We start from the raw sequence: 25,904 nt of genomic DNA, 5'->3' as shown, positions 1-25,904 counted from the left end.
CAAATCTCAGGATATATCAACCAACTCCAGTTGCAGCCTTCTTTTCAGAGGATCGTCCCCAATCCGTTGCCGCACAGCATCACTATTTTTAAATTGGCAAAAGAAGCTTGATGCCCAAGACGAGCAATATGGTTCCGCCCAGCACTTCTCCGTAGGAACCTAGTATTCCTTGCACCTTCCTCCCTATCAAAAGCCCAGCCCACGCCAAAATGGCCGAGGCGGCGCCAAAGCATACCAGTACGACCAATGTTCTTGCCCCATATATACCAAGCGTCAGGCCGACAGAAAAGCTGTCGAGGCTAACGCTGAACGCAAATAGAAACAGCCCTTTGCCAATAGGCGCCATCATGCTCCCGCCGTCCTGCTCAAAGCCCGAGCGAATCATCTGTATGCCCATCAATACGAGGAGCGTTCCGCCAATATATCCGGCTATTGCCCCGAACTGATGTGATAAAAAACTGCCGACGGCGATGCCCAAAAGAGGCATGAGCACATGGAAAATGCCGATCGTAAGCCCGATTTTAAATATTTGTCTTTTTGTCAGGGAAAGCATTCCCATACTAAGGCCTACGGAAAATGCATCCATGCTTAGTGCAAAGGCCATCAATAAAAGTGTAATCAATTCTCCAACCGTTGCTGCCATCTTTTTGCCCCCCTGGACTTGCTATTTGAGCATATGCACGTTCACATGAGTTTAGAAGCAGATACGCTGTTTTGCAAAATAAAAACGGCAGGATGAATTCCTGCCGCATAGTGAGTTTATAAATTCTTCGTGATTATTGGGTTGCCGGACGCTTTCGTCAGCCTGTTCATGACAGCTTCCCCCACTCCTGCAACGGGGAACACTTCACCAAAAATGATATCCGCATCCGTTTCATTGAAGCTGCGGAGAGTATCATACAGGGACTCCGCCACTGTCTCAAGCTTGCTTCGGCGGCCGCAGGCGATGATGATATCTGCCCTGTAAAAACCTTTGTTTTCCTCGGTCGTCATCACAGCCACCTTCATTCCTGCGGCCCGTTTCTCATCGACAAGCTGCTGAATAGCGGCAGCACTTCCGTCAACGAGATACAGCGGGGAGTCTGGTGCGTAGTGGCGGTACTTCATGCCCGGTGACTTCGGAACCTGGGAGGAGTCTGTCAACGCAGGATCTTCTCCTATTTTCCCGACCGTCTCTTCAAGCTGCTCTCTTGTAATGCCGCCCGGCCGCAAAATGACAGGGTATTTTCCCGTACAATCGACGACCGTGGATTCCACGCCGACCCCGGTTGGGCCTCCATCGACGATTCCGGCAATGCGGCCGTCCAGGTCTTCATGTACATGTGCAGCTGTTGTCGGGCTCGGTTTTCCTGATACGTTGGCACTGGGGGCCGCGATTGGCAGACCGGATGCTTCTATCAGCGCGAGTGCCACCGGGTGGCCAGGCATCCTGACCGCCACTGTGGATAACCCGGCCGTCGCCTTTTCGGACAACACGCCTTCCCGTTTCTCCAGCACGAGCGTAAGCGGACCAGGCCAGAAAGTCTCCATCAGAATCTGTGCTGTCTCAGATATATTCACCGCAAAATGTTCGAGCTGCCCGAGGTTTGAGATATGGATGATAAGCGGGTTATCTCCAGGCCTGCCCTTGGCAGCAAAAATTTTTGCTACAGCACCGTCATCCTTCGCGTTGCCTCCCAGGCCGTATACCGTCTCGGTCGGAAAAGCAACGACCTCATTTCCCTTCAATTTTTCCGCTGCTTCTATGATTTGTGGATATGTGACTAAATTATCCACATCTTTATCCACTGTCCACATCGTTGTTTCCATTGTTGATCACCCTTCTAGACTTGGGTCAATTGTCCCTAAAAATAGTCCATTAATCCTTTATATAAATAGGCTGCTGAAAGTAATTCCTATGAAAGTATAAAAGAAGAAAACAAGGAAGACAAGTTTTTATCCACAAATTGTGCATAAAATCGGGGATTCAGTGGATAACTTTGTGGATATTTTAGCGAATTATATCGAAATTTTCATAATAATCGAGTTATCCACATTAGAAACCCACTTAAAATGCTCCAGATCGCCGATAAAGCTATTCGCTTCTTCATATGTGGTTTCCCGGAATCCAAGTTCTTGCAAAAATAGTGAAGCGCTCTGCTTATCCGTCACGAGAAAAATTCGGAAGAGATTTTTCTCTTTGGCAATCCGAAGCACTCGCCCAAGGAGCAAAAGCACATCTTCATGGGAAGTGCCCTTTTGTACGACGAGCGAACGGATCAGCCCAGCTCCTTCTGACGGCTCGATTCCGACGCATGCTCTCAGCTGCCCCGAGTGCGTTTCAAGCAAAGAATAGTAATCTGCGCTTCCCTCTTTTAACGAAATGCCCTGCTGCGCTTCTGCAAGGAATGACTCAAGCCTTTCAAAATCAGCGGCTTCTGCCGCCCTTACTGTCTTTTCCACTCTCCCCACCCTTTCTATCAATCTCTTTTTCTTATGTGTATGAGATTGTGGATAAACTAGAACTAGCAATTAAGGAATGCTCAAGTTTCGTCTTGAGACAAAACTTGACTGGTAACACCGCCACCTCCTTTGGCCGAGTTATGAATGGGAAAACTGTCTGTCCCATTGAAAAAGGGTACGGCAGCTTCTTTTTGCTGCCGTACCCTTCTTGCCAACCGAATTCCGGGACATCAGTTTTCTGCTGCTTGTCACTCTTATGCTGCCGTCCGGTTTCTGCGTTCTTCCCGTAATTGGCTGTCTTTTCTTTCAGTATGTTTCAACAGGCTCTCGCCCGGATGATTAGTCGTTTTTATGTTGGCGGGATTCTCCGCCTTTTTTGCCGATTTCTTGATAGAATTCTTTATCATGGTTCTCGGCTGTTGCTTCGCCGCCTTTTTTACCAATCTCTTGATAGAATTCTTTATCATGGTTCTCGGCTGTTGCTTCGCCGCCCTTTTGCCCGATTTCCTGGTAGAATTCTTTATCATGAGTTTCAGCAGTCGTTTCTCCGCCTTTTTTGCCGATTTCCTGGTAGAACTTCTTGTCATGGTTCTCGGCTGTTGCTTCGCCGCCCTTTTGTCCGATCTCCTGATAGAATTCCTTACCGTGGTTATCGCTTGTTGCTTCGCCGCCTTTACGGCCTCTTTCCTCACGAGACATTTTTTCATCATTGTTATTATTTTTGTTGTTAACCATTATCTCTCATCTCCTTTAGTTGTTGTTATTGTTTACACTCCTACATTATCCGCTTCGAGATAGTTTAAACCGGCTTAAACAAGATTGTAATCTCCTCGTTCTTGCATTGTAATAATATTGGAAATATTCCTTGCGTTTTTTCCTCGGTATCCATACATTTCCTTTTTCAAATTGATAGTCTTCTAAAAAATTAACGGGTATTAAAAAACGCAGCCCTGAAGGCTGCGTTAAACATAGATTAATCGAATAGTTTATTCCAAATGTCAACAACGAAGAATCTCACTTCCACTTCCTCTTCGCCTGCTTCGTAAACAGGAGGCTTGCTTTTCTCTTTTTTAACTTTTGCTGTCTCGACAGGTTCCTCTTCCTCAAAGTTCTTCGCTGGCACTTTGTTGACCGAAGCAGTGTCATTGCCCCCTGAAGCTTCGTCAACAGATTTCAAGTCTTCACTATCGCTTTCAGTTGCAGTCGTTTCCGTCACCGGGTCAGCATTTGCCTCAGCTGCAGCCGCCTCCTGGATTGGCACTGCTGTTGGAGGTGCAGCCTCAGCGGTTGCCTCCTTCACCTCTTCGATCGCCGCTGTCTCTTCCGTCACGTTAACTTGGGCCGGTGCTCCCATTTGTTCAGGCTGAACATCAGCCGTCTTCGCTGCTTGCAGTTCCTCTCCCGGCTTCTGCGGCTGATCTTTGTCTGGTGCAGACTTTTGCTTTTCCTTATCTTTTTTATCTTTGTCTGCTACTTTCCCTTTTTTATCCTCAAAGCCAGGGCTTGTCGCTTCACCGTTTGAAAAATCGAGGAAGCATAATGGCGGGTACAGGACACACCACCAGTTGGCGCCTTCTCCCTTGCCAAGCGTAATCAAGATTGCCTCGTATTCACCTGCAGGATAGAGGAACTGGCCGTAAAGCTTTGTGGGAAATTTAACGCGGCCAAACTCCACATTCACCGATTGAGTCATTTGCTCGGATGCGACAACTTCTTCGGCAATCTGCTGAATCTCAGGCAGCCTTGACTGAATCACCTTCCGGGCATCCTTCAATGAAGTTAAATCCTCCACCCACAGCGTGATCTCCTGGTTTACTCTGTCCCTGACCTTGCGCTTAAGATTCTGGTCTGCATCCGCATCGCTGTCTGCCAGAATCCGAAGCCTGATCGCCTCATGGGGAATGACAATCTCTTCTTTGGCATCAGTGGTTTGAGGTGTATATAAACTTAATATTGTCGCTGCACATAATAAGATAAGATAAAAGGTTGCTAACCATTTCTTTTTCATTTCTAAGCACCGTCCCTTCACTAGTCACAGTGTGGACAGTTTGCTAGATTCTTAAACTCCTAATTTTCAAAAAATAAAAAGCCCGCAGGATTCCTGGGGCTTCACGGCAATCAGAGTCCGACATGCGCATATACCATGCGGTCTTTCCCGTTAATATCATTGGTGACTTCTACGAATGCCCCCGGGAAAGTAGCCTTCAGCATACCGGCAACCGCTTCTCCCTGGCCGAATCCGATTTCGAAAGCGATCAGCGCTTTTTCTTTTACGACTAGCGGAAGCTGTTCCATAAAACGCCTGTACACGTCCAATCCATCGTTGCCCGCAAACAAAGCGAGATGAGGCTCGTGGTCTGTCACGATTTCCGACATCCAATATTTGTCCTCATTTGGGATATATGGAGGATTGGAAATAACGCATTCGAATTTCTTTCCGCCCCTGATGAAAGGCTCAAGCAAATTACCCTGGATAAAATTCACATCTGCGCCAAGCTGGACCGCATTTTTTTTCGCCGTGGCCAAAGCCTCTGCCGAAATATCGGACGCTGCCACAATCAGGCCAGGCTTTTCGAGCTTTAGCGTTACTGAAATGGCGCCGCTTCCCGTGCCGACATCAACCACTTCAAGCTCGTGTTTCTCCTCGAAGATGGAATTAAGGCGGTGAAGCGTGCCAAGAACGAGTTCTTCCGTTTCCGGCCTTGGTATGAGGACCGAGGGATCGACCTGGAACGTCCGGCCGTAAAAGTCTTCCACCCCGGTAATGTATTGGACAGGCACCCCATCGCCGTGCATGCGCACAGCTTTCTGGAAGGCGGTCCAAATCTCCGGCTCCAATTCCTCGCGAATATCGGCAAGGAGACGGGCACGGTTCAAACCGGCAAAGTGCTGCAGCAAAATTTCGCCCGCATTGTCATCCCGCTGCTTTTGTTCTAAAAAAGAAGAAGCCCAGTTGAGGGCTTCATATATTCTTTTACTCATTGCTTGCGCTCTCCAGACGGCTGGATTGGTCTTCAAGGACAAGAGCATCGATAATTTCGTCGATTTTTCCTTGAAGAACTTGATCAAGCTTCTGGATTGTCAGGCCAATGCGGTGGTCCGTTACGCGGTTTTGCGGAAAATTGTACGTACGGATACGCTCAGACCTGTCGCCTGTACCGACGGCAGATTTGCGCACCTGGTCATATTCAGCCTGGGCTTCACGCTGGAATTTGTCATAGACACGGGCACGAAGTACCTTCATCGCCTTGTCCTTATTCTTGTGCTGTGATTTTTCATCCTGGCAGGAAACAACAATGCCTGTAGGAATATGCGTCAGACGGACAGCAGACATCGTGGTGTTAACGCTCTGGCCGCCGGCGCCGCTGGAAGCAAAGGCATCGAAACGAATATCTTTGTCTTGGATTTCGACTTCGACTTCTTCCGCTTCCGGAAGGCATGCCACAGTAGCGGTAGAGGTATGGATCCTCCCGCCTGATTCTGTTTCCGGTACGCGCTGCACACGGTGGGCGCCATTTTCAAATTTAAGCTTGGAGTATGCCCCAGTTCCATTCACGATAAAAATGATTTCTTTATAGCCGCCTACTCCTGTTGTGTTGGCTTCAATGACTTCTACTTTCCAGCCCTGCGATTCAGCAAAACGGCTGTACATACGGTAAAGGTCGCCAGCAAACAGAGCTGCTTCATCGCCGCCAGCAGCCCCGCGGATTTCCATGATTACGTTTTTGTCATCGTTAGGGTCTTTCGGGACAAGCAATATTTTCAGCCGGTTTTCATACTCCTCGATCCTCGGAGCAAGCTCGTTCATTTCTTCCTTTACCATTTCCTTCATATCGGCATCGAGCTTATCATCGAGCATAGCGCGTGCGTCCGCATACTGCTCTTTTGCTTCCTTGTATTCGCGATAAACCTGGACAGTTTCCTGGATATCGGATTGTTCCTTCGAAAATTCACGAAGCTTGTTGGGATTATTGACAATCTCAGGGTCACTCAAGAGCTCATTCAGCCTCTCGTAGCGGTCCTCAACTGCTTGAAGACGATCAAACACAGGCATTCACCTCTAATTTTTATATATGAAAATTCTTCTTTTTAAAATCGCGCTAATAGAAGCTGGACTCTTTTCCAGCCATAACATTCTAATTATAGTATAGCGGGGATACTAGCGTCAAAACCAAATAACAGTAAATCAAGGCTTCCCTCTGTTTCGAACCAAGAAAAAGCATGCCCGTTTTCGGACATGCTGGTTATTTTTCGTGCTCCATCTCGACATTTATTTCATAACGCGGCAGCGCATTGACGAGCTTCTCCTTGATTTTTGCCTGCTGTTTGGCTTTTTCCTTGGCGGAGAGATTCTTTCCGTGGCGCACTGAAACATTCATTGTATCGCCATCAATCCAAATTTCGTCTGCTGTGAAGCCGTCCACGCTGTCCACAGCCTGACGCGCTTTCGAGACATCACTTGAAAAGTTATGCCTGTTTCGCGAGATATCCGGGAAGTTTGGGTTTTGGTCACTCATCGTTCTGTCCATGCCATTGTCGGCATTGATGTCATGGTCTCCGCCCACCTTCCCGTCATCGCGGGTAGTGAGGGCCTGCCCGTTCCGGTCCTCTTCCTTGTAGCCCGAGTCCGCACTGTCGTTCGCCCCGCAGCCTGCAAGAAGCCCTGCCGCTATTAGTATGGCTATCTTATTCAAAGGTTCACCTCCGCTGTTAGCGTACCACCGTCGGGGGGCGGGTATGCATGATAGGAGGATATGGAAGTAGTCATTTTAACAATATTTGTCTATTAGGGAGAATCAAAGGTTTTTGTGAAAAATCATGCTTTTTTCGGGGAGAGTGAAAGGGGTTTTGGGAAGAATTATTCAAAAAAAGGGGGAGAATCACATTATTTCCGGGGAGAGTGGAATATTTCCCAAATTAAGAGCCCCATGTTTCACCATCACAAAGGTCAACACCATTAAAAAAATCCACTCATTCTCTGTTCTTTCTTCTCCTGCACCCATTCGGAAACTGCTTTCAGACGCAAAAAAAGCCAGCCCATCCATCTCCGGGGGCTGGCTTTCATTATTTAAGGGCATCAGTCTCGAAACTGAGATCAAGCCCGTTAGGCGACTTTGGCACTTCGTGGTGGTGCCGGCAGCGTGCTTCATAGGCTTCGGCGGCACCTACGAGGATGACCGGATCGTCATAGGAGGCCGGGTTTCCATCGATGAGGCGCTGCGTCCGGCTCGCCGGGGATCCGCAGACGGCGCAGACGGCTTGCAGCTTCGTCACATGCTCGGCAATCGCCATCAGTTCAGGCATTTTGCCAAAAGGCTCGCCGCGGAAGTCCTGGTCAAGGCCCGCTAGAATCACTCTGTGGCCGCTGTTGGCAAGATGCTGAGCCACCTGAACAATTTCCTCATCAAAGAATTGGACTTCGTCAATCGCAATGACATCCATTTCCTCGCTAATATGCTGAAAAATTTCAATCGACCGGGAAACCGGCTTGGCGATGACAGAGGTTCCATTGTGGGATACAACGGCTTCCTCACTATAGCGATTGTCAATCTGCGGCTTAAACACAGCAATATTTTGCTTTGCAAACTGGGTTCTCCTGACCCGGCGGATCAACTCCTCCGACTTACCTGAGAACATGCTGCCGCAAATCAATTCAATCCAGCCGCTTTGGTTCATCTCATACATGGAACGGCGTCTCCTTCCTACTGGTCATGCTCTATTATCATGAAGTGCATGATGCTTGTCTTAGTTTTATGTGGTTTGCTAAATTTTACACCAATATCGGGGATTCTTTCCTATTAAAAACTGTGAAAATCCCTTTGCAAGGCACATTATTCCAATAAAAAACAGGCAAGTGATAAAACCTCTTGCCTGTTTTAAGAACTTTTTTATTGCTGTAGCTCTGATTTGATGCCGTATTTCTTGTTGAAACGGTCAACACGTCCACCGGCTTCAGCAAACTTTTGACGTCCTGTGTAGAATGGATGGCATTCTGAGCAAGTTTCAACACGAAGCTCGTTTTTAACGGAACCTGTTTCGAAAGTGTTTCCGCAAGCGCAAGACACCGTAATTGTTTTGTAGTTTGGATGAATTCCTGATTTCATTCCTTTTCAGCTCCTTTTGCCCTGAATCTCTCGAGACAGAGTTATATTATACGGAGTGTTCCGTAGTTGTAAAAGCACACTGGTAACATTATATCAAGTGCCCGTCTTTTTTTCAAGTGGCTTTTACTTCCGTTTAATGGAATTAAAAAATGCGTTTATTGCCTGCTTTCATTTCATCGCTCAGCATTGCAAAAAACTCTTCGTTCGACTTTGTCTGCTTCAATTTGCGAAGGAACTTTTCGGCAAAATCAGGCGAATCGGACATCGCTTTTCGAATTGCCCACAGCTTGTCGAGATGCTCTTTTGGAATAAGCAGCTCTTCTTTCCTTGTTCCCGAACGGCGAATATCGATAGCCGGAAAAATCCGCCTTTCTGCAAGCGAACGGTCAAGGTGCAGTTCCATATTTCCTGTGCCCTTGAATTCCTCGTAAATGACATCGTCCATGCGCGAGCCTGTATCGACAAGCGCGGTTGCCAGGATTGTCAGGCTGCCGCCTTCTTCGATGTTCCTCGCGGCTCCGAAGAAACGCTTCGGACGGTGGAACGCCGCTGGATCAATCCCTCCGGAAAGGGTACGGCCGCTTGGCGGGATAACAAGGTTATACGCGCGGGCAAGGCGGGTAATGCTGTCCATCAGGATGATGACATCGCGCTTATGCTCGACAAGTCGCATGGCACGCTCAAGGACGAGCTCAGCCACTTTGATATGGTTCTCCGGCACTTCATCGAACGTCGAACTGACAACATCGCCGGCAACGGACCGCTCAATGTCGGTCACTTCCTCAGGACGCTCATCAATCAGCAGCACGATCAGCTCAGCCTCAGGATGGTTCGTTGTAATGCTATTGGCGATTTCCTTCAATAACATCGTTTTCCCTGCTTTTGGCGGAGCAACAATCAAACCGCGCTGGCCGAAGCCGACTGGCGCAAGCACGTCCATAATTCTCGTAGACAGGTGCCTCGTCGTTGTTTCCAGCTTCATCTGGCGGTTCGGGTACAGGGCAGTCAGTCCAGGGAAGTGGACTCGCTCTTTCGCTGTCTCGGGATCGTCGCCGTTGACAGCCTCTACTTGAAGCAGGCCGAAGTAACGCTCATTTTCTTTCGGCGGACGCACTTTTCCGGACACCTTGTCCCCATTCCTCAGGTCAAAGCGGCGGATTTGCGATGCTGAAATGTAAATATCCTCGGAGCTCGGCGAGTAATTGATCGGGCGAAGGAATCCAAATCCTTCTGTTTGGATAATTTCAAGGACACCTTCCATGAAAAAGTAACCCTGCTGTTCGGCCCTTGCTTTCAGGATCGCGAAAATCAGCTCTTTTTTCGTGAGTTTGCTGTAATAGGATACCTTGTATTCTCTGGCAAGCTCGTACAACTCTTTTAATTTCATATTTTCTAAACTAGAGATATTAACTTCCAATATTGTCACCACACTAAATAAAATAAGTTTCTTATTTCCTCCATATACATGCTTTTTCATCTTAATTTTATCAGGATTATGGATGGAAAAGTAGAATTGAGTTCCATTGAAGAAGAATTGAAGGAATGTAGAAAGAATGTTCGAAGCAATTTGTTAAAGCAATTTTTATTTTACCCTTATCCTGTAAGAATAATCAACTTATTTTGCTTTTAAACATTGACGCTCCCTTTGCCTAACATGGAAAGGGAGCGCAGATTGAAAGGGTTTTCTTTGTTTACCAAAAAATTTTATGGTCTCAGTACGAGGTTTGGCTTTTTTTCCAGCCTGTGCTGGCCTTCGATAAAGCGGACAGTTCCCGACTTAGCACGCATAACGACCGAATGTGTCAGCCCGACATTCCCTTTGTACTGAACGCCTTTGAGCAGTTCGCCGTCTGTTACGCCTGTTGCGGCAAAGATCGCGTCGTCGCCCCTTACAAGGTCTTCCATCAATAGAATTTTGTTCACATCTAATCCCATCTTCAGGCAGCGCTGGGCTTCTGCATCATTTTGCGGCAAAAGTTTTCCCTGGATTTCCCCGCCGAGAGATTTAAGGGCAACAGCTGCAATGACACCTTCTGGAGCTCCGCCGGAACCGAACAGGATATCAACGCCAGTGAAGTCAAAAGCTGTATTGATTGCGCCTGCAACATCGCCGTCATTGATCAGCTTGATCCTCGCACCTGCTTCACGCAGCTGGTGAACGATATGGTCATGGCGCGGTCTGTTCAAGACAGTGGCCACAACGTCTTCAATGTTTTTGTTTTTAGCCTTGGCAACCGCTTTCAGATTGTCAATGACAGAAGCGTTGATGTCGATTTGCCCGACAGCCTCAGGTCCTACTGCGATTTTATCCATATACATATCAGGCGCATGCAAAAGATTTCCATTGTCGGCAATAGCCAGTACCGCAAGTGCATTCCATCCGCCAGACGCTACGATATTCGTTCCTTCAAGCGGGTCAACGGCTACGTCCACACGCGGGCCATAGCCGGTGCCAAGCTTCTCGCCAATAAACAGCATTGGAGCTTCGTCCATTTCTCCCTCACCGATGACCACCGTTCCTTTCATCGGAACAGTATCGAATACATCTCTCATTGCAGACGTTGCGGCATCATCGGCTTCGTCTTTTTTACCGCGGCCCATCCAGCGTGCTGATGATAGTGCTGCTGCTTCTGTCACGCGGACTAGTTCCATCGTTAAACTTCTTTCCATCGGTCTCTCCCCTTGCTCTCTACTGTAATTTTTGCTCCCCCGCCGCCAAACTGTGGCGGCTGTCTTTATCAAGCGTTTTTCAATTGTTCCTGTTCTTCCTTCGTCAGCTCTTCACGCCATACAGTGGCGCCAAGTCCGTTCAGCTTTTCGACAAGATGACTGTAGCCTCTGTCGATATGCTCAAGCCCGGTCACTTCGGTAATTCCTTCAGCCATGAGGCCTGCAATCACAAGTGCTGCGCCTGCCCTAAGGTCGCTGGCTTTCACTTTTGCCCCTTGAAGCTGAATAGGCCCGTTGATGATCGCTGACCTGCCTTCCACTTTGATGTTGGCATTCATTCTCCTAAGCTCGTCAATATGCTTAAAGCGGGCACCGTAAATCGTATCCGTCACAACACTCGACCCTTGCGCACGGGTGAGCAGCGAGGTGAAAGGCTGCTGCAGATCTGTCGGGAAGCCAGGATAAACAAGCGTCTTAATATCGACTGCCTTGTAGACTTCGGCTGGACCTACAAATACCTGCTCATCGCTGGTCTCGATTTGAACACCGATTTCCTTCAGCTTCGCAATCAGCGACTCAATATGTTCCGGAATGACATTGTCAATCGTGATGCCGTTTCCAGCTGCTGCCGCGAGAATCATATAAGTCCCGGCTTCGATTCTGTCCGGAATGATAGTATGGCGGCACCCATGAAGGGAATCGACACCGTCAATTCGGATTACATCGGTACCAGCACCTTTGATCTTCGCTCCCATATTGCTTAGAAGTGTAGCCACATCGATAATCTCGGGTTCTTTTGCAGCGTTTTCGATGACCGTCCTGCCTTTTGCGCGAACTGCTGCGAGCATGATATTGATGGTTGCCCCGACACTGACTACATCAAGGTAAATCCGTGCTCCGCGCAGCTCGTCGGCACGAAGGTAAATCGCACCCTGCTCATTGGTGACGCTTGCACCGAGGGCCTCGAATCCTTTGATATGCTGGTCAATCGGCCGCGGGCCAAGGTGGCATCCTCCTGGAAGCCCGATGACCGCCTTTTTAAAACGGCCAAGCATTGCCCCCATCAAATAATAGGAAGCTCTTAATTTTTTTACTTTTCCATTAGGCAAAGGCATGGAGATCATGGAAGACGGGTCCACCGTCATCTCATTTTCCGAAAATTCAACAGAACCTCCGATTTCCTCCATGAGACTTTTGAGCATATGGACATCGGAAATATCCGGCAAACCTTCAATGGTGACAGGCGACTCAGCCAAAATCGTCGCTGGGATCAGAGCAACTGCGCTGTTTTTCGCACCGCTGACCCGGACAGTACCTTTTAACGGGTAACCGCCTGCAATCTTTAGCTTTTCCATTATTGACTCCCTTCTTAGCCTTAATGTAAAGAGCTGTTGAAGCTCCGTGATGTAAAGAATAGCCTGTCCAGCCTGAAGCTGGGCAAGCATAAGGATTTATTTTCCAACCAAGTTCTTTGGGGGACAGCCATTATGTCATTCTCTTATTTTACACGAAATTCCCATTTTCATGTAACAAAACCAAAAATTTTGCGGGATGCGGGACATCCGGCATCCCGCACTTGATGTAAAACGGATTAAGCACGCTTTTCCCAGTCAGCCAAGAATGCTTCTATTCCTTTGTCTGTCAGTGGGTGCTTAAACAGCTGCATGATGACATTATAAGGAATCGTTGCAATATCTGCACCATTTAAGGCTGCTTCTGTTACGTGAAGCGGATGGCGGATGGAAGCCGCAATGATTTCCGTCTCGATATCATGGATAGCAAAAATATCGGAAATCGTTGAAATGAGCTCCATGCCATTATGGCCGATATCATCTAGTCTTCCAAGGAATGGAGAAACATATGATGCTCCTGCCCTTGCTGCCAACAGCGCCTGGTTTGCACTGAAAATAAGTGTAACGTTTGTTTTGATGCCTTCTTTAGCAAAGACAGCAACTGCCTTAAGCCCTTCTGGTGTCATAGGGACTTTGACAGTGATGTTTGGAGCGATTTTTGCAAGCTCGCGTCCTTCTTTGATCATGCCTTCTGCATCGAGTGCAATGACTTCTGCACTGACAGAGCCAGGAACAAGCTCAGTGATTTCTTTCAGGCGGTCGTGGAAAGAAACATTTTTTTCCTTGGCAACGAGCGAAGGGTTAGTTGTTACGCCTGCGATGCACCCAAGAGTGTAAGCTTCTTTAATTTCATTCATGTTTGCTGTATCAATAAAAAATTTCATTAAAAAAACGCCTCCTTAATCGACATTATTTTTAAATAGCAGGAACGAAGGAAAACCGCCTCGTCCAAGGCGGTTTCCACAATTCCCGGCAGCCTTACGCTTTTTGCGCTGAACCGAATTCACGCATTTTGCCTTTGACTGTATCCCTGATCACATCGCGAGCAGGTCCAAGGTATTTACGCGGATCGTATTCATCTGGCTTTGCTGCAAGCACTTCACGCACTACTTTAGCGGAAGCGATCTGGTTTTCAGTATTTACGTTGATTTTTGCTGTACCAAGAGAGATTGACTTCTTGATATCAGCTGTTGGGATTCCAGTACCGCCGTGAAGGACAAGCGGAACACCTGCAACCTTGTTGATTTCATCCATTTCTTTGAAGCCAAGGTTTGGCTCGCCTTTGTAAGGTCCGTGTACAGAACCAAGCGCTGGAGCAAGGCAGTCGATGCCTGTACGCTCTACAAGTTCCTTGCACTCATTTACATCTGCATAAATAACTCCTTCTGCAATAACATCGTCTTCCTGTCCGCCGACTGTTCCAAGCTCAGCTTCGACAGAAACACCTTTTGAATGGGCATACTCAACGACTTTAGAAGTGATTTCAATATTTTCTTCGAATGAATGGTGTGAAGCATCAATCATGACGGAAGTGAAGCCAGCATCGATTGCTTCTTTACATTTGTCAAAGCTTGAACCGTGGTCAAGGTGGATTGCAACCGGCACGGTAATTTTATAGTCTTCCATTAGACCTTCGACCATTTTGACAACAGTCTTGAAACCGCCCATATAACGGCCTGCACCTTCGGAAACCCCAAGGATGACAGGAGATTTTTCTTCTGCGGCAGCCTGTAGGATAGCCTGTGTAAACTCAAGGTTATTCAGGTTGAATTGTCCAACAGCATAGCCCTCTGCATTAGCTTTTTTCAGCATTTCAGTCATTGAAACTAAAGGCATTATTTTTCCTCCTTCATTAGATCAATTGCGTTTTTTGCCAAACCTTCATTTAAAGCTTGTCCTGCTTTGCTTTTGATTATGTACCCTGAAGTCATCTGGCTAAAACGAATAATCCAGTGGAATTCACTTGTTATCATAACAGAAGAAAACTATAAATGCCATTCATCCAAACGCCTTTTTCTATCTGTCATAAAAATGCTATAAAGCAAACGCTGCCAATATTTTAATTCGTCATTATTGTTCGAAAAATATCCATAAAAATAGAAAAACCGCCTATTGGAGGCGGATTCCCAATATGTATCAAGCAGTTGGCTGGACGTATTTCTTTACTGCCGAACGGATATCGTCAATGTCAAAAGGCTTGGCAAAATGTGTCAAGGCACCAAGGTCCATTGCTTCCTGGATCATATCTAGCTCGCCATAAGCGGTCATGATGATCACTCTAATGTCCGGTTCGATCACTTTCATTCTTTTTAAAATTTCAATTCCATCCATTCCCGGTATTTTCATGTCGAGAAGGACGAGGTCTGGAGAATGCTGTTTTACCGTTTCAAGTGCCTGAATGCCATTCGCTGCCTGGAAGGTCTGGTAACCTTCTTTTTGAAGCACTTCATTGAGCAGGATTCGAATGCCAAACTGGTCGTCAACAATCAGGATTTTTTCATTCATGCCGCTTCTCCCCCACTTCATTCATAATATCATTCATCTCTGCACCCACTTGAATACAATTCGCCAAATTCCTGTAAATTCCTTCAAGGTTTCCGTTTATATTCGGATTTTCTCCAGCTGCTGAGACAGGTGTCAGTCGAAGATTGTACCTTCAGCTTCCTGTCCATTATAATATGGGGATACAGCAACGGAGGCGATTATTTTGTTAAAAATGTTTGCAACTCAGCTTTCAGGGTTATTTAAAAGGCTTACGGAAAAAGAAGAACAGTCCATAGAAGACGGCGCCCGCCTGCTTGCCCAGGCTGCACTTGGCGAAGGAACCATATATATATATGGGACAGGCGAAATGGCAGCAATCGGCCTGGAGGCTGTCCACGGTGCAGAGCCGCTGGCATCCGCCCGCGTGCTTGGGCTCGGGGATGGTGACAGAGTTGGTGATTTTGACGATGCGGGTGATGTCGGCGATGCGGGTGAGTTTGGTGTTCCGGGCCGAGTTAGCGGCGCGGGCAGCGTGCCTGAGCAGGAGCAGTTTGGCGATATTAGCGCAACGGACCGCATGCTCAAACCAGGTCCGCTCAGCGATATCGGAGTGGCCGACCGCGTGCTCCTCGCCGCCCGGCAGTCAGATGATCCGGCTGTCTTAAAAATTGCGCAGAGCCTTTTAAGTCAAGGGGTTCCCTTTGTTGCCATTTCTGCACAGGTCCGGGATGGCGGGCTGCAGCAGCAAGCAGACGTCCATATCGATCTGGGGCTGGCAAAAGGGCTGCTCCCGGATGAAAATGGCGAAAGATTCGGCTACCCCGCATCCATGGCGGCACTGTTTGTTTATCACGGCCTGAAGTTTGCGATTGATGAAATGCTTGCGGAATATGAAGAGTGAGTTGCGGGCCGGCACGCTAAATGGGATGTGGTAAGGCTGGATGACGGAGCATATAAGCCCTCTCCTGCTAAAGGATTCGATCAATTTACCTAATGATTCAACAAAAAAACGCCGGCAGCGGCGTTTTTTCCTTTTTCGAGAGGGGATCCGAGCAGAAAAGTGCAGAATTCAGTTGTTTCTCCATACGAAGGCTTCCCTGTTAGCTTAAAAAGAGTATCTGCTTAGGTTTGTGCCAAGGATATCAACCACATCTATCATGGTATCTACCAACGGACGAGCATATCAACCAACCTCAGGATGATATCGACCAACCTCAGGATGATATCGACCAAACCGACCAGGATATCAACCACTCTCTCCAATATATCAACCAAACGGCGACGCCATCGGCTTTTTCAAACTGCGCCGGCGCTATAATCACCTCTTTTTAAAAAAGCAGCAACTAAAAAATGCCCCGGCAATGAACGAAGCGACTGAAAACGCAGTCTCGCACACGCCGGAGCATTTTACTATTGTTTTATTTGCCTGCTTTGATAGATGCTTCAACAAAAGCTTTGAATAGCGGCTGCGGGCGGGTTGGTCTTGACTTGAATTCTGGGTGGAACTGGCTCGCAACGAACCATGGATGATCCTTAAGCTCAATTATCTCAACAAGACGTCCATCCGGGCTTGTCCCAGAGAATACAAATCCTGCTTTTTCCATCGCCTGGCGATATTCGTTGTTGAATTCATAGCGGTGGCGGTGGCGTTCGTAGACAACCTCGTCTTGATAGGCTTCATAAGCATTTGTGCCTTCAATCAGTTTGCATGGCTGCAGTCCAAGGCGAAGCGTTCCGCCAAGGTCTTCGATATCCTTTTGTTCTGGCAGCAGGTCAATAATCGGGAACTTAGTATCCGGCTTGATTTCCGCTGAATGCGCTCCCTCCAGCTTGAGGACATTCCGTGCAAATTCTACGGAAGCCAACTGCATGCCAAGGCAAATTCCTAAGAACGGTTTCTTTTGCTCGCGGGCAAATTGGATGGCAAATAGTTTGCCGTCAATGCCGCGATCGCCGAATCCACCAGGAACAAGCACTCCATCAACATCATTTAGAAGCTCGGCTACATTTTCTTCGGTTACTTCCTCGGAATTGACCCATTTGATTTCAATGTCGCTGTCGAAAGTGTAACCTGCGTGGCGAAGTGATTCCACTACAGAAATATAGGCATCCTGCAGTTCAACATACTTACCAACAAGGGCAATCTTAGTTTTGCCTTTCAGATTTTGCACCTTTTCAACTAGCTGAGTCCATTCGGTCATGTCAGCATCGTTGCACTGAAGCTTTAAGTGCCTGCATACGATTTGGTCAAGATCTTGCGCCTGAAGAGCAAGCGGAACAGAATACAATGTTTCAGCATCGCGCGCTTCAATAACGGATTTCTTATCAATATCACAGAACAAGGCAATTTTATCCTTCATGTCTTCAGAAATCGGCATTTCTGTGCGGACAACGATGACATTTGGCTGGATGCCAAGGCTGCGAAGTTCTTTTACGCTATGCTGTGTTGGCTTTGTTTTCATTTCGCCGGCAGCCTTGATATAAGGCACGAGTGTGCAGTGGATGTACATGACATTGTCCGAGCCTGCATCGCTTTTAATCTGGCGGATTGCTTCAAGGAATGGAAGTGATTCGATATCGCCGACTGTTCCGCCGATTTCAGTGATCACCACATCAGCGCCAGTTTCCTTGCCTGCGCGGAAGACGCGTTCCTTGATTTCATTTGTGATATGCGGAATAACCTGAACCGTACCGCCGAGATAGTCGCCGCGGCGCTCTTTTTTAAGAACGGTTGAATAGATTTTCCCTGTTGTAACGTTGGAATATTTGTTCAGGTTGATATCAATGAAGCGCTCGTAATGACCTAAGTCAAGATCCGTTTCAGCGCCATCATCTGTAACAAATACTTCACCATGCTGATAAGGACTCATTGTTCCTGGGTCCACGTTGATATAGGGGTCGAATTTTTGGATTGTAACACTTAATCCCCTATTTTTCAGCAATCTTCCCAAAGAAGCTGCTGTAATTCCTTTACCAAGTGACGAAACCACGCCGCCCGTTACGAAAATATACTTTGCCATAGCTGAATTCCCCCTCTTTTCAACAGTTTGTACAATTTGCGCCTTTTTCATCGGATGTTTATCCAGGAAATGGCGGAGAGCCGTTCGTTTTCCATTTTCACAAAAATAAAAAAACGCTCCGCATACATAGTAAGGGAGCGTTTTATCGCTTATAAAACAGACCGTCCTTTTTAAGGAGCCCAAAAATGATTCTACCGTTCGACTTTGGAAAAGTCAACAGGGAACTTACAGGTCTTTTTCTTTGTCCAAGTCAGACTCTTCATCATCCAAATCATCATCGTCATCTTCTTCGATCAAAAGTTCTTCTTCATCGTCTTCGATGATTTCTTCTGCAAATTCATCTACTTCTTCCGCGTCTTCATCAAAGTCTTCCTCGTCATCTTCAGCAAGGTCATCTTCTTCAAAGTCGTCGAATTCCAGCTCTTCTTCTTCAATATCGTCAAAGATCTCGTCTTCTTCGACAACTTTCTTTGCCTTTTTCTTACGAGGCTTCACAACTGGGGCAACTTCCTCTTCCACATGGTCAACAGGGTACCAGAAGCGTAGGCCCCAGCGATTATCACCAAGTCCGAGGAATCGGCCGTCTATGTTCAGGTCTGTATAAAACTGGACCATCTTTTCGCTTACTTCACTTTTAGGTATTCCAAGCAAACCCACAATCTCATTCACTAATTCTTTAAAAGGTACTGCCTCTTTTTTCTCTTCTAAAAGCTCATAGGCTACCTCAATGAAGGATGTTTCCCTAAGCTGTTCCTTGGTATATTGATTTATACTCAACACGCGCACTTCCTTTCTCTATTCAAGCCCCAAAGGGCAACAGTCCAAAAAATAAGAAAAAAAACCCAAAATGCATATTCTTCATTATAAACAATTTCAGTCCGATTATGCTAGCTTAATCTGTTGTTTTTACCTGTTTTTTCACCGGAGTTCCCGTCTGGCATGTGGTTTTTTTCTTCGAGGTCACTTTTGGACAGCATTTTCCTGGCCAAATAAAAAAAATAGATGGACAGGATAAAGAATGAGATAGCACCGAGCTGCCGCTGGTAAAGATAATATAAAGCCGAAAGCGCTCCGGCTGTCCCCGCCATATTAAACACCGTTCTCATAAGATTCACATCCTGATATTCGCTCAATTAGGAACCCAGCCTTTTCACAAATATCTTTCCACGAAAATGGCATTTCCGCAAGCACTTTTGCTCGGGTAGATTATTTATGATCCCTGAATATTGTATATGTAAAAGCAAAAAAACAAAAGCGCGAAGCCAACAGTGTGCCGCATCACCGCACCGGGGGTCAGGAACGCTGTTGTGGTTTGGTGCTTCATCGCACCACCGCACCGGGGGTCAGGCACGCTGTTGTGGTTTGGCGCTTCATTGCATCACCGCACCGGGGGTCAGGAACGCTGCTGTGGTTTGGCGCTTCATTGCTTTACCTCGGCATCACTATCACTACACACAAATGGGGGTCAGGCACCTGCGGTTATCCGCTGCAGAGTGCCTGACCCTCTATGATGTTACATATTTCTGCGGTACTGGCCGCCTACTTCGTAGAGGGCGCTGGTGATTTGGCCGAGGCTTGCGTATTTTACGGTTTCCATCAGCTCCGCAAAGATATTGCCGCCGCTGACTGCTGCTTTCTTCAGGCGGTCGAGCGACTCCCGGTTGAGATCGTCGTGCCTTGCTTTGAAGGCTTCGAGATTCCGGATTTGCGTTTCTTTCTCTTCTTTTGTCGCACGGGCGATTTCCATATTATCCATCTCTTCCTCTGAAGGAGGATTTGGGTTCAAATAGGTGTTCACGCCGATAATCGGGAGCTCGCCTGTGTGCTTCTTCATTTCATAGTGCATGGACTCATCCTGGATTTTACCGCGCTGATACTGTGTTTCCATTGCCCCAAGTACCCCTCCGCGGTCATTGATTCGCTCGAATTCCTGAAGGACTGCCTCTTCAACAAGATCAGTCAGTTCTTCAATAATGAACGCACCTTGAAGCGGATTCTCGTTCTTCGTCAAACCATGCTCCTTGGTGATGATCATCTGGATGGCCATTGCACGGCGGACCGATTCCTCAGTTGGCGTTGTGATGGCTTCATCATAGGCGTTCGTATGAAGCGAGTTACAGTTATCATGCAGCGCCATCAAAGCCTGGAGCGTTGTCCTGATATCGTTGAAGTCAATTTCCTGCGCATGCAGCGAGCGGCCCGATGTCTGGATATGATACTTCAGTTTCTGGCTGCGCTCATTGGCATCATACTTGTTCTTCATGACCGCCGCCCAGATGCGGCGCGCCACACGGCCAAGCACCGAATATTCAGGATCAAGGCCATTTGAGAAAAAGAAGCTCAAGTTTGGCGCGAAGTCATCGATCTTCATACCCCTGCTCAAGTAATATTCTACATATGTGAAGCCATTAGCAAGCGTGAATGCAAGCTGTGAAATCGGATTTGCGCCAGCTTCGGCAATATGGTAGCCGGAAATCGAAACCGAATAGTAGTTTCTAACCTTTTGGTCTATGAAATACTGCTGGATGTCACCCATCATGCGCAAAGCAAATTCCGTCGAGAAGATACATGTATTCTGGCCCTGATCTTCTTTTAAAATGTCAGCCTGAACTGTTCCACGGACCGTCTGCAGCGTCCAATCCTTCAGTTGCTCCGCCTCTTCAGCAGTCAGCGGACGTCCAAGCTCCGCCTCTTTCTTTTCCATCTGCTGTTCAACTGCCGTGTTCATGAACATCGCCAGAATGATTGGCGCAGGCCCGTTAATCGTCATTGAAACGGATGTTGTCGGATGGCAGAGGTCAAAGCCCGCATACAACTTCTTCATGTCATCAAGCGTACAAATATTGACGCCGCTCTCCCCGACCTTTCCGTAAATATCCGGACGATAGTCTGGATCCTCCCCGTAAAGGGTGACCGAGTCAAAAGCCGTGCTCAGACGCTTTGCATCATCGTCCTTCGACAAGTAATGGAAACGGCGATTCGTCCTCTCCGGTGTCCCTTCTCCGGCAAACTGGCGTTTCGGATCCTCGCCCTCGCGTTTGAACGGGAATACTCCGGCTGTATAAGGGAATGAACCCGGAACGTTTTCAAGATAAACCCAGCGGATAATCTCACCGTAATCCTTATAGCGCGGCAGTGCCACCTTCGGGATGCTGAGGCCTGAAAGGCTCTTCGTCCGAAGCTCTGTGACAATTTCCTTGTCGCGGATTTTCGTCACGAACCGGTCTCCAGCATACTTTTCCTTCAGTTCCAGCCAACCCGAAAGAATTTTTTTCGTTTCAGGCGTAAGCGTTTCTTCAACCTGTTCTTTCAATTTTTGGAGTGCAAGAGAAGCTTCACCCTCTGCACCGCTCTCGTTCAAGGCCTCCAGTGCACCCTCGATCTGGAAAAGCCTGCGGGCAGCTTCCGCCTGCTCTGCAGCTTTTTGGTGGTAGCTTCGGACTGTATCGGAAATTTCACGTAGATAATAGCGGCGGTCATTAGGAATGATGACGTTTTGTTTTTCCACCTTCGCTTCTTTTGAAAAAGAAGTGCTCCAGCCCGTGCCTGTTTTCTCATTGATTTTTTCAATCAGCGCTGCAAACAATGCGTTCGTTCCCGGATCGTTGAACTGGCTCGCAATCGTTCCGTACACAGGCATATCCCCATAATCCCTGTCAAACAGCATATGGCTGCGCTGGAACTGCTTCTGCACCTGGCGCTGGGCATCCTCGGAGCCTTTGCGCTCGAATTTGTTGATAACAATCAAATCGGCGTAATCGATCATGTCGATTTTTTCCAGCTGTGACGGAGCACCGAACTCGCTCGTCATCACATACATGGACACATCACAAATGTCGGTGATTCCGGCATCTCCCTGACCGATGCCGCTCGTCTCAACAATAATGAGGTCAAAGCCTGCTGCCTTGGTGACAGCAATGGCATCGTGGATCGCCAGCGAAAGCTCGGACTTGGAGTTACGGGTGGCAAGGCTTCGCATATACACTCGCGGCGAGAAGATCGCATTCATGCGGATCCGGTCGCCGAGTAGGGCGCCGCCTGTTTTTTGCTTTGTCGGATCGACAGACAGGATCGCAACGCGCGTTTCCGGAATTTCATTGATAAATCTCCGGATCAGTTCATCCGTAAGCGAGCTTTTTCCGGCTCCGCCCGTTCCTGTAATCCCGATGACAGGAACTGATTGGGACATCGATTTTACCTTTTCCATCACAGACTCGACAGCGGCAGCCGCTTCCTTTTCAGCGCCGACCTGCTGCTCCGCAAGCGTGATCAGCTTGGCGACAGCCTGCATGCTTCCTGACGCCAGCTTTTCAATTTCCGCTGCAGCCTCTGTCGTAATCGTTGGGAAATCGCATTCCTTAAGCATCCTTTGAATCATGCCCTCGAGACCCATCTGCCTGCCGTCTTCGGGCGAAAAGATCCGGGCAATCCCGTAATCATGCAATTCCTTGATTTCCTTTGGAATGATGACTCCACCACCTCCGCCATAAATGCGGATATGCGAGGCGCCGCGTTCATTGAGAAGGTCGCGCATGTATTTAAAATACTCGACATGCCCGCCCTGGTAGGAAGAAATCGCGATTCCCTGTGCATCTTCCTGGATCGCCGCATTCACCACTTCCTCAACAGAACGGTTATGCCCAAGATGGATCACTTCCGCGCCTCCTGCCTGAAGAATGCGGCGCATAATGTTGATCGAGGCATCATGACCGTCAAACAAACTCGAAGCTGTAACAAAGCGGATATGGTTTTTCGGCTTGTATGTTTCCGTCGTATTCATGCTTCTCCCCCTGTTCCTTATTTGCTCCCGGACCCCTTTATCCCCTCTAAAAGCAGATCCGTCTGCAGTTCAATATATTCATCAAGCGTGTAGAGCTTCTGGAGTACCCAGCGCCGGAACGCCCACATTTGCCCCTGGACGAAAATATCATGGGCGATGATCTTGACCTGTTTTTCGGTAAGGTCAAGCTCTCCGTTTTCCACACAGCGGCGGATTGTGTCTTCAAACATTCCCACCATTTCAAGCTCTTTTTTCAGCACATACGGCAAGGCATCCTTTGACAGCGACTTCGCTTCCTGGTACATGACCAGCACCTCGTCCTGAAGCTCATCCATCACCTTGAAGTAATAGTCGATGACAAGCCTAAGGCTTTCGAGCGTCCCCTGATTGGGATCAAAGCTTTGCTGAAGCTGGTCCCTAACCTCGTCATAAATGCTGTCGCACACAAGATAAAGGACATCCTCTTTTGTCCGGATATATTCATAGAGCGTTCCGATGCTAAAGCCGGACGCCCGGGCAATCTCCCGGGTTGTCGTCCGATGGAAGCCTTTTTCCTTAAAAAGAGTGACTGCTCCCTTGATCATCTGGTTGCGCCGTTTGAGCACAAGACGTTCATCTTTTACTGATGCCTGGACTTCGCGCTTTTTCATCATCTCCCCCGCCCCGGATTTATTTTGTCAGCATCCTTGAAATGACGAGACGCTGAATTTCCTGAGTGCCTTCGTAAATCTGGGTAATCTTCGCATCGCGCATGAAGCGTTCCACTGGATAGTCCTTTGTATAACCGTAGCCACCGAATACCTGCACAGCGTCAGTTGTCACTTTCATTGCTGTATCACCTGCAAGAAGTTTCGACATCGCGGATTCCTTGCCGTACGGAAGTCCTTCCGACTCAAGCCATGCTGCCTGGTACGTCAGAAGCCTTGAAGCTTCCACCATCGTCGCCATGTCTGCAAGCTTGAAACCAATGCCTTGCTGCGCAGCGATCGGCTTGCCGAACTGCTGGCGTTCCTTCGCGTAATCAACTGAAGCATCAAGCGCTCCCTGGGCAATTCCCACCGCCTGCGCAGCAATTCCGTTACGGCCGCCGTCAAGGGTCATCATGGCAATCTTGAAGCCTTCGCCAAGCTCGCCAAGCATATTTTCCTTTGGAACGCGGCAGTCTTCAAAAATGATTTCCGTTGTCGGAGATGAACGAATGCCAAGCTTTTTCTCTTTTTTCCCGACCGAGAAACCGGCAAAATCCTTTTCAACGATAAAAGCAGTTGTGCCTTTATGCTTGTTCTCCGAATCCGTCAGGGCAAACACGACATAAGTATCGGCAATGCCTCCGTTTGTAATGAAAATTTTCGAGCCGTTCAGGACATAATCATTACCGTCAAGGCGTGCTGTCGTTCTCATTCCGCCGGCATCCGAACCGCTGCCCGGTTCAGTCAACCCGTAAGCGCCGATTTTTTCGCCAAGTGCCATCGGCTTTAAATACTTTTGCTTCTGTTCTTCCGAGCCAAACTTATATATCGGCCAGCCGGCCAGGGACGTATGGGCAGAAAGTGTCACACCTGTCGATGCGCACACGCGGGAAAGCTCTTCAACAGCGATGCAATACGCAAGATAATCGCTGCCAATGCCGCCGTACTCTTCAGGCCATGGAATGCCTGTCAATCCAAGCTCTGCCATCTTGTCAAAAATTTCACGGTCAAAACGTTCTTCCTCATCGCGTTCTGCTGCAGTCGGAGCCACTTCGTTCCGGGCAAAATCGCGCACCATTTTGCGGATCATTTCATGTTCTTCAGTCAATTTAAAATTCATTGTTTTCCCCTCCATTTCATTCTCTCAAACGTTTACATCCCTTATATGCCCATGTTCCCCGGCGTTACAGCTGCTTCGAAATGACGAGGCGCTGTATTTCACTCGTACCTTCATAAATCTCAGTAACCTTCGCATCGCGGAAGAACCGCTCTACCGGATAATCCTCTGTATAGCCGTAACCTCCGAATACCTGGATGGCTTCTGTTGCCGCTTCCACCGCTGTCCTTGACGCGAACAGTTTGGCCATTGAAGCTTCTTTTCCGCACGAGAGCCCCCTGCTGCGCAAATCCGCCGCCCGGTAGACTAGTAGCTTGGCAGCCTCAATATTTGCTGCCATATCAGCAAGCTTGAATCCGACTGCCTGCTGGGCTGCAATTGGCCGCCCGAACTGGTGCCGTTCTTTCGCATAGGCTGTTGCCGCTTCGAGGGCTGCCTCGGCGATTCCGAGCGCCTGTGCAGCAATGCCGACACGGCCTACATCAAGATTGCCCATCGCAATTTTGAAGCCTTTCCCTTCTTCGCCAAGGAGATTGGCAGCCGGTACTTTCATATCTTCAAACGTAAGCTGTACGGTTCTTGAACCGTGAAGGCCCATTTTATGTTCGTCTTTTCCTATGACCAATCCCGGTGTATCTTTTTCCACGATGAAAGCCGAGATGCCCCTTGAACCAGCTTCAGGGTCAGTAGAGGCAAACACAATGTATGTATCCGCTTCTCCCCCGTTTGTGATGAACACTTTCGATCCATTTAAAATATAATAATCTCCGTTTTTAACTGCCTTTGTCTTCAGGCTTCCTGCGTCAGACCCAGCGCTCGGCTCAGTAAGCGCAAACGCACCAAGATATTCACCGGCAGCAAGCTTCGGAACGTATTTTTTCTTTTGTTCTTCATTCCCAAAGTACAGGATTGGATTCGTGCCGACCGACGTATGGACGGACAGGATGACACCAACCGCCGCACTGACCTTCGACAGCTCGTGGATGGCAATGATATAGGAAATGAAGTCCATTTCCGCCCCGCCAAGTTCCTCGGGAACAGGGATGCCCATCAAGCCCAGGCCGCCCATTTTTGTTAAAATATCGCGCGGAAACTCGCCTTTTTCCATGTTTTCTATGAAAGGTGCTATTTCGCTTTGCGCAAAGTCACGCACCATTTTTCGCATCATGTCTTGTTCTTCAGTAAACCTGAGTTCCATGTTTCTCTCCCCCTGACGGCAATTTGTCTGAACCTGCGGCAGGAAGAG

The 25,904-nt window shown here is 48.1% G+C and carries 24 protein-coding genes; 1 reads left to right on the top strand and 23 read right to left on the bottom strand.

The window, feature by feature from the left end; all coding sequences use genetic code 11:
* Nucleotides 1–88: 88 nt before the first annotated feature.
* The 16 genes from D1970_RS06500 to D1970_RS06420 form a co-directional block, all read right to left on the bottom strand.
* On the bottom strand, nt 89–643 hold the full coding sequence (locus tag D1970_RS06500; protein WP_119112071.1) for a manganese efflux pump MntP: 555 nt from the start codon (nt 641–643) through the stop codon (nt 89–91).
* Nucleotides 644–759: 116 nt separating this feature from the next.
* Entirely contained in the window at nt 760–1,809 is a 1,050-nt protein-coding gene (locus D1970_RS06495) for an L-threonylcarbamoyladenylate synthase (protein WP_119112070.1), read from the bottom strand.
* Between the two features lie 189 nt (nt 1,810–1,998).
* Nucleotides 1,999–2,442, bottom strand: a complete 444-nt coding sequence (locus tag D1970_RS06490; protein ID WP_119112069.1) for a GNAT family N-acetyltransferase — start codon at nt 2,440–2,442, stop codon at nt 1,999–2,001.
* Between the two features lie 339 nt (nt 2,443–2,781).
* Complete coding sequence (locus D1970_RS06485) at nt 2,782–3,177, bottom strand: KGG domain-containing protein (RefSeq protein ID WP_119112068.1); 396 nt, start codon at nt 3,175–3,177, stop codon at nt 2,782–2,784.
* Between the two features lie 238 nt (nt 3,178–3,415).
* On the bottom strand, nt 3,416–4,450 hold the full coding sequence (gene spoIIR / locus D1970_RS06480; RefSeq protein WP_119112067.1) for a stage II sporulation protein R: 1,035 nt from the start codon (nt 4,448–4,450) through the stop codon (nt 3,416–3,418).
* A gap of 110 nt (nt 4,451–4,560) precedes the next feature.
* A complete protein-coding gene (prmC, locus tag D1970_RS06475; RefSeq protein ID WP_119112066.1) occupies nt 4,561–5,424 on the bottom strand; it encodes a peptide chain release factor N(5)-glutamine methyltransferase in 864 nt (287 codons plus the stop codon).
* Complete coding sequence (gene prfA, locus D1970_RS06470) at nt 5,417–6,490, bottom strand: peptide chain release factor 1 (protein WP_119112065.1); 1,074 nt, start codon at nt 6,488–6,490, stop codon at nt 5,417–5,419. Before prfA ends, prmC begins: the two co-directional genes overlap by 8 nt.
* 196 nt (nt 6,491–6,686) lie before the next feature.
* Nucleotides 6,687–7,136 (bottom strand): hypothetical protein, encoded by a 450-nt coding sequence (locus D1970_RS06465; protein WP_119112064.1) that lies wholly within the window; start codon nt 7,134–7,136, stop codon nt 6,687–6,689.
* A 370-nt stretch (nt 7,137–7,506) separates the two neighbouring features.
* Entirely contained in the window at nt 7,507–8,127 is a 621-nt protein-coding gene (locus D1970_RS06455) for a thymidine kinase (RefSeq protein ID WP_119112062.1), read from the bottom strand.
* 203 nt (nt 8,128–8,330) lie between these two features.
* Complete coding sequence (gene rpmE, locus D1970_RS06450) at nt 8,331–8,546, bottom strand: 50S ribosomal protein L31 (RefSeq protein WP_119112061.1); 216 nt, start codon at nt 8,544–8,546, stop codon at nt 8,331–8,333.
* Nucleotides 8,547–8,688: 142 nt separating this feature from the next.
* Nucleotides 8,689–9,963 carry a transcription termination factor Rho gene (rho, locus tag D1970_RS06445; RefSeq protein ID WP_119112085.1) on the bottom strand — a complete coding sequence of 425 codons (1,275 nt, stop codon included), beginning with the start codon at nt 9,961–9,963 and terminating at the stop codon, nt 8,689–8,691.
* Between the two features lie 287 nt (nt 9,964–10,250).
* Nucleotides 10,251–11,216 (bottom strand): class II fructose-bisphosphatase, encoded by a 966-nt coding sequence (gene glpX, locus D1970_RS06440; RefSeq protein ID WP_119112060.1) that lies wholly within the window; start codon nt 11,214–11,216, stop codon nt 10,251–10,253.
* Between the two features lie 68 nt (nt 11,217–11,284).
* Entirely contained in the window at nt 11,285–12,571 is a 1,287-nt protein-coding gene (gene murA, locus D1970_RS06435; protein ID WP_119112084.1) for a UDP-N-acetylglucosamine 1-carboxyvinyltransferase, read from the bottom strand.
* 236 nt (nt 12,572–12,807) lie between these two features.
* Entirely contained in the window at nt 12,808–13,452 is a 645-nt protein-coding gene (fsa, locus tag D1970_RS06430) for a fructose-6-phosphate aldolase (protein ID WP_119112059.1), read from the bottom strand.
* Nucleotides 13,453–13,546: 94 nt separating this feature from the next.
* On the bottom strand, nt 13,547–14,404 hold the full coding sequence (locus D1970_RS06425) for a class II fructose-bisphosphate aldolase (RefSeq protein WP_119112058.1): 858 nt from the start codon (nt 14,402–14,404) through the stop codon (nt 13,547–13,549).
* A gap of 300 nt (nt 14,405–14,704) precedes the next feature.
* The gene (locus D1970_RS06420; RefSeq protein ID WP_119112057.1) at nt 14,705–15,073 is read right to left on the bottom strand and encodes a response regulator; all 369 of its coding nucleotides are present in this window, start codon (nt 15,071–15,073) and stop codon (nt 14,705–14,707) included.
* A gap of 211 nt (nt 15,074–15,284) precedes the next feature.
* Here D1970_RS06420 and D1970_RS22825 point away from each other — a divergent pair, with 211 nt between their 5' ends.
* Nucleotides 15,285–15,953, top strand: a complete 669-nt coding sequence (locus tag D1970_RS22825) for a DUF2529 family protein (protein WP_246370174.1) — start codon at nt 15,285–15,287, stop codon at nt 15,951–15,953.
* 517 nt (nt 15,954–16,470) lie between these two features.
* Here the strand turns inward: D1970_RS22825 and pyrG are convergent.
* The 7 genes from pyrG to D1970_RS06375 form a co-directional block, all read right to left on the bottom strand.
* Nucleotides 16,471–18,072, bottom strand: a complete 1,602-nt coding sequence (gene pyrG / locus D1970_RS06405; protein ID WP_119112082.1) for a CTP synthase — start codon at nt 18,070–18,072, stop codon at nt 16,471–16,473.
* Between the two features lie 225 nt (nt 18,073–18,297).
* Complete coding sequence (gene rpoE, locus D1970_RS06400) at nt 18,298–18,849, bottom strand: DNA-directed RNA polymerase subunit delta (protein WP_119112056.1); 552 nt, start codon at nt 18,847–18,849, stop codon at nt 18,298–18,300.
* Nucleotides 18,850–18,959: 110 nt separating this feature from the next.
* Complete coding sequence (locus D1970_RS06395; protein ID WP_119112055.1) at nt 18,960–19,178, bottom strand: hypothetical protein; 219 nt, start codon at nt 19,176–19,178, stop codon at nt 18,960–18,962.
* A gap of 407 nt (nt 19,179–19,585) precedes the next feature.
* Nucleotides 19,586–22,852, bottom strand: coding sequence for a fused isobutyryl-CoA mutase/GTPase IcmF (gene icmF, locus D1970_RS06390; protein WP_119112054.1), 3,267 nt, complete (start codon nt 22,850–22,852; stop codon nt 19,586–19,588).
* A 17-nt stretch (nt 22,853–22,869) separates the two neighbouring features.
* Nucleotides 22,870–23,502 (bottom strand): TetR/AcrR family transcriptional regulator, encoded by a 633-nt coding sequence (locus D1970_RS06385; protein WP_119112053.1) that lies wholly within the window; start codon nt 23,500–23,502, stop codon nt 22,870–22,872.
* A gap of 19 nt (nt 23,503–23,521) precedes the next feature.
* Nucleotides 23,522–24,661: an acyl-CoA dehydrogenase gene (locus D1970_RS06380; protein WP_119112052.1), complete on the bottom strand. Its 1,140-nt coding sequence runs from the start codon at nt 24,659–24,661 to the stop codon at nt 23,522–23,524.
* Between the two features lie 64 nt (nt 24,662–24,725).
* Entirely contained in the window at nt 24,726–25,856 is a 1,131-nt protein-coding gene (locus tag D1970_RS06375; protein ID WP_119112051.1) for an acyl-CoA dehydrogenase, read from the bottom strand.
* Nucleotides 25,857–25,904 lie beyond the last annotated feature (48 nt).

Source organism: Mesobacillus zeae (genome assembly GCF_003570705.1).
In the GTDB taxonomy this organism is placed as follows: domain Bacteria; phylum Bacillota; class Bacilli; order Bacillales; family Cytobacillaceae; genus Mesobacillus_C; species Mesobacillus_C zeae.
Note: the sequence above shows the minus strand (reverse complement) of the source record. Positions and strands in the feature narration are given on the sequence as shown.

What these genes read in the sequence shown, in the direction of transcription:
- D1970_RS06485 (WP_119112068.1), bottom strand. Translation starts at nt 3,177, where the DNA reads ATGGTTAACAACAAAAATAATAACAATGATGAAAAAATGTCTCGTGAG.
- prmC (WP_119112066.1), bottom strand. Translation starts at nt 5,424, where the DNA reads ATGAGTAAAAGAATATATGAAGCCCTCAACTGGGCTTCTTCTTTTTTA.
- rpmE (WP_119112061.1), bottom strand. Translation starts at nt 8,546, where the DNA reads ATGAAATCAGGAATTCATCCAAACTACAAAACAATTACGGTGTCTTGC.
- D1970_RS06500 (WP_119112071.1), bottom strand. Translation starts at nt 643, where the DNA reads ATGGCAGCAACGGTTGGAGAATTGATTACACTTTTATTGATGGCCTTT.
- icmF (WP_119112054.1), bottom strand. Translation starts at nt 22,852, where the DNA reads ATGAATACGACGGAAACATACAAGCCGAAAAACCATATCCGCTTTGTT.
- D1970_RS06495 (WP_119112070.1), bottom strand. Translation starts at nt 1,809, where the DNA reads ATGGAAACAACGATGTGGACAGTGGATAAAGATGTGGATAATTTAGTC.
- D1970_RS06425 (WP_119112058.1), bottom strand. Translation starts at nt 14,404, where the DNA reads ATGCCTTTAGTTTCAATGACTGAAATGCTGAAAAAAGCTAATGCAGAG.
- fsa (WP_119112059.1), bottom strand. Translation starts at nt 13,452, where the DNA reads ATGAAATTTTTTATTGATACAGCAAACATGAATGAAATTAAAGAAGCT.
- D1970_RS06380 (WP_119112052.1), bottom strand. Translation starts at nt 24,661, where the DNA reads ATGAATTTTAAATTGACTGAAGAACATGAAATGATCCGCAAAATGGTG.
- D1970_RS06395 (WP_119112055.1), bottom strand. Translation starts at nt 19,178, where the DNA reads ATGAGAACGGTGTTTAATATGGCGGGGACAGCCGGAGCGCTTTCGGCT.
- murA (WP_119112084.1), bottom strand. Translation starts at nt 12,571, where the DNA reads ATGGAAAAGCTAAAGATTGCAGGCGGTTACCCGTTAAAAGGTACTGTC.
- spoIIR (WP_119112067.1), bottom strand. Translation starts at nt 4,450, where the DNA reads ATGAAAAAGAAATGGTTAGCAACCTTTTATCTTATCTTATTATGTGCA.
- pyrG (WP_119112082.1), bottom strand. Translation starts at nt 18,072, where the DNA reads ATGGCAAAGTATATTTTCGTAACGGGCGGCGTGGTTTCGTCACTTGGT.
- D1970_RS06455 (WP_119112062.1), bottom strand. Translation starts at nt 8,127, where the DNA reads ATGTATGAGATGAACCAAAGCGGCTGGATTGAATTGATTTGCGGCAGC.
- D1970_RS06420 (WP_119112057.1), bottom strand. Translation starts at nt 15,073, where the DNA reads ATGAATGAAAAAATCCTGATTGTTGACGACCAGTTTGGCATTCGAATC.
- D1970_RS22825 (WP_246370174.1), top strand. Translation starts at nt 15,285, where the DNA reads ATGTTTGCAACTCAGCTTTCAGGGTTATTTAAAAGGCTTACGGAAAAA.
- D1970_RS06375 (WP_119112051.1), bottom strand. Translation starts at nt 25,856, where the DNA reads ATGGAACTCAGGTTTACTGAAGAACAAGACATGATGCGAAAAATGGTG.
- D1970_RS06385 (WP_119112053.1), bottom strand. Translation starts at nt 23,502, where the DNA reads ATGAAAAAGCGCGAAGTCCAGGCATCAGTAAAAGATGAACGTCTTGTG.
- glpX (WP_119112060.1), bottom strand. Translation starts at nt 11,216, where the DNA reads ATGGAAAGAAGTTTAACGATGGAACTAGTCCGCGTGACAGAAGCAGCA.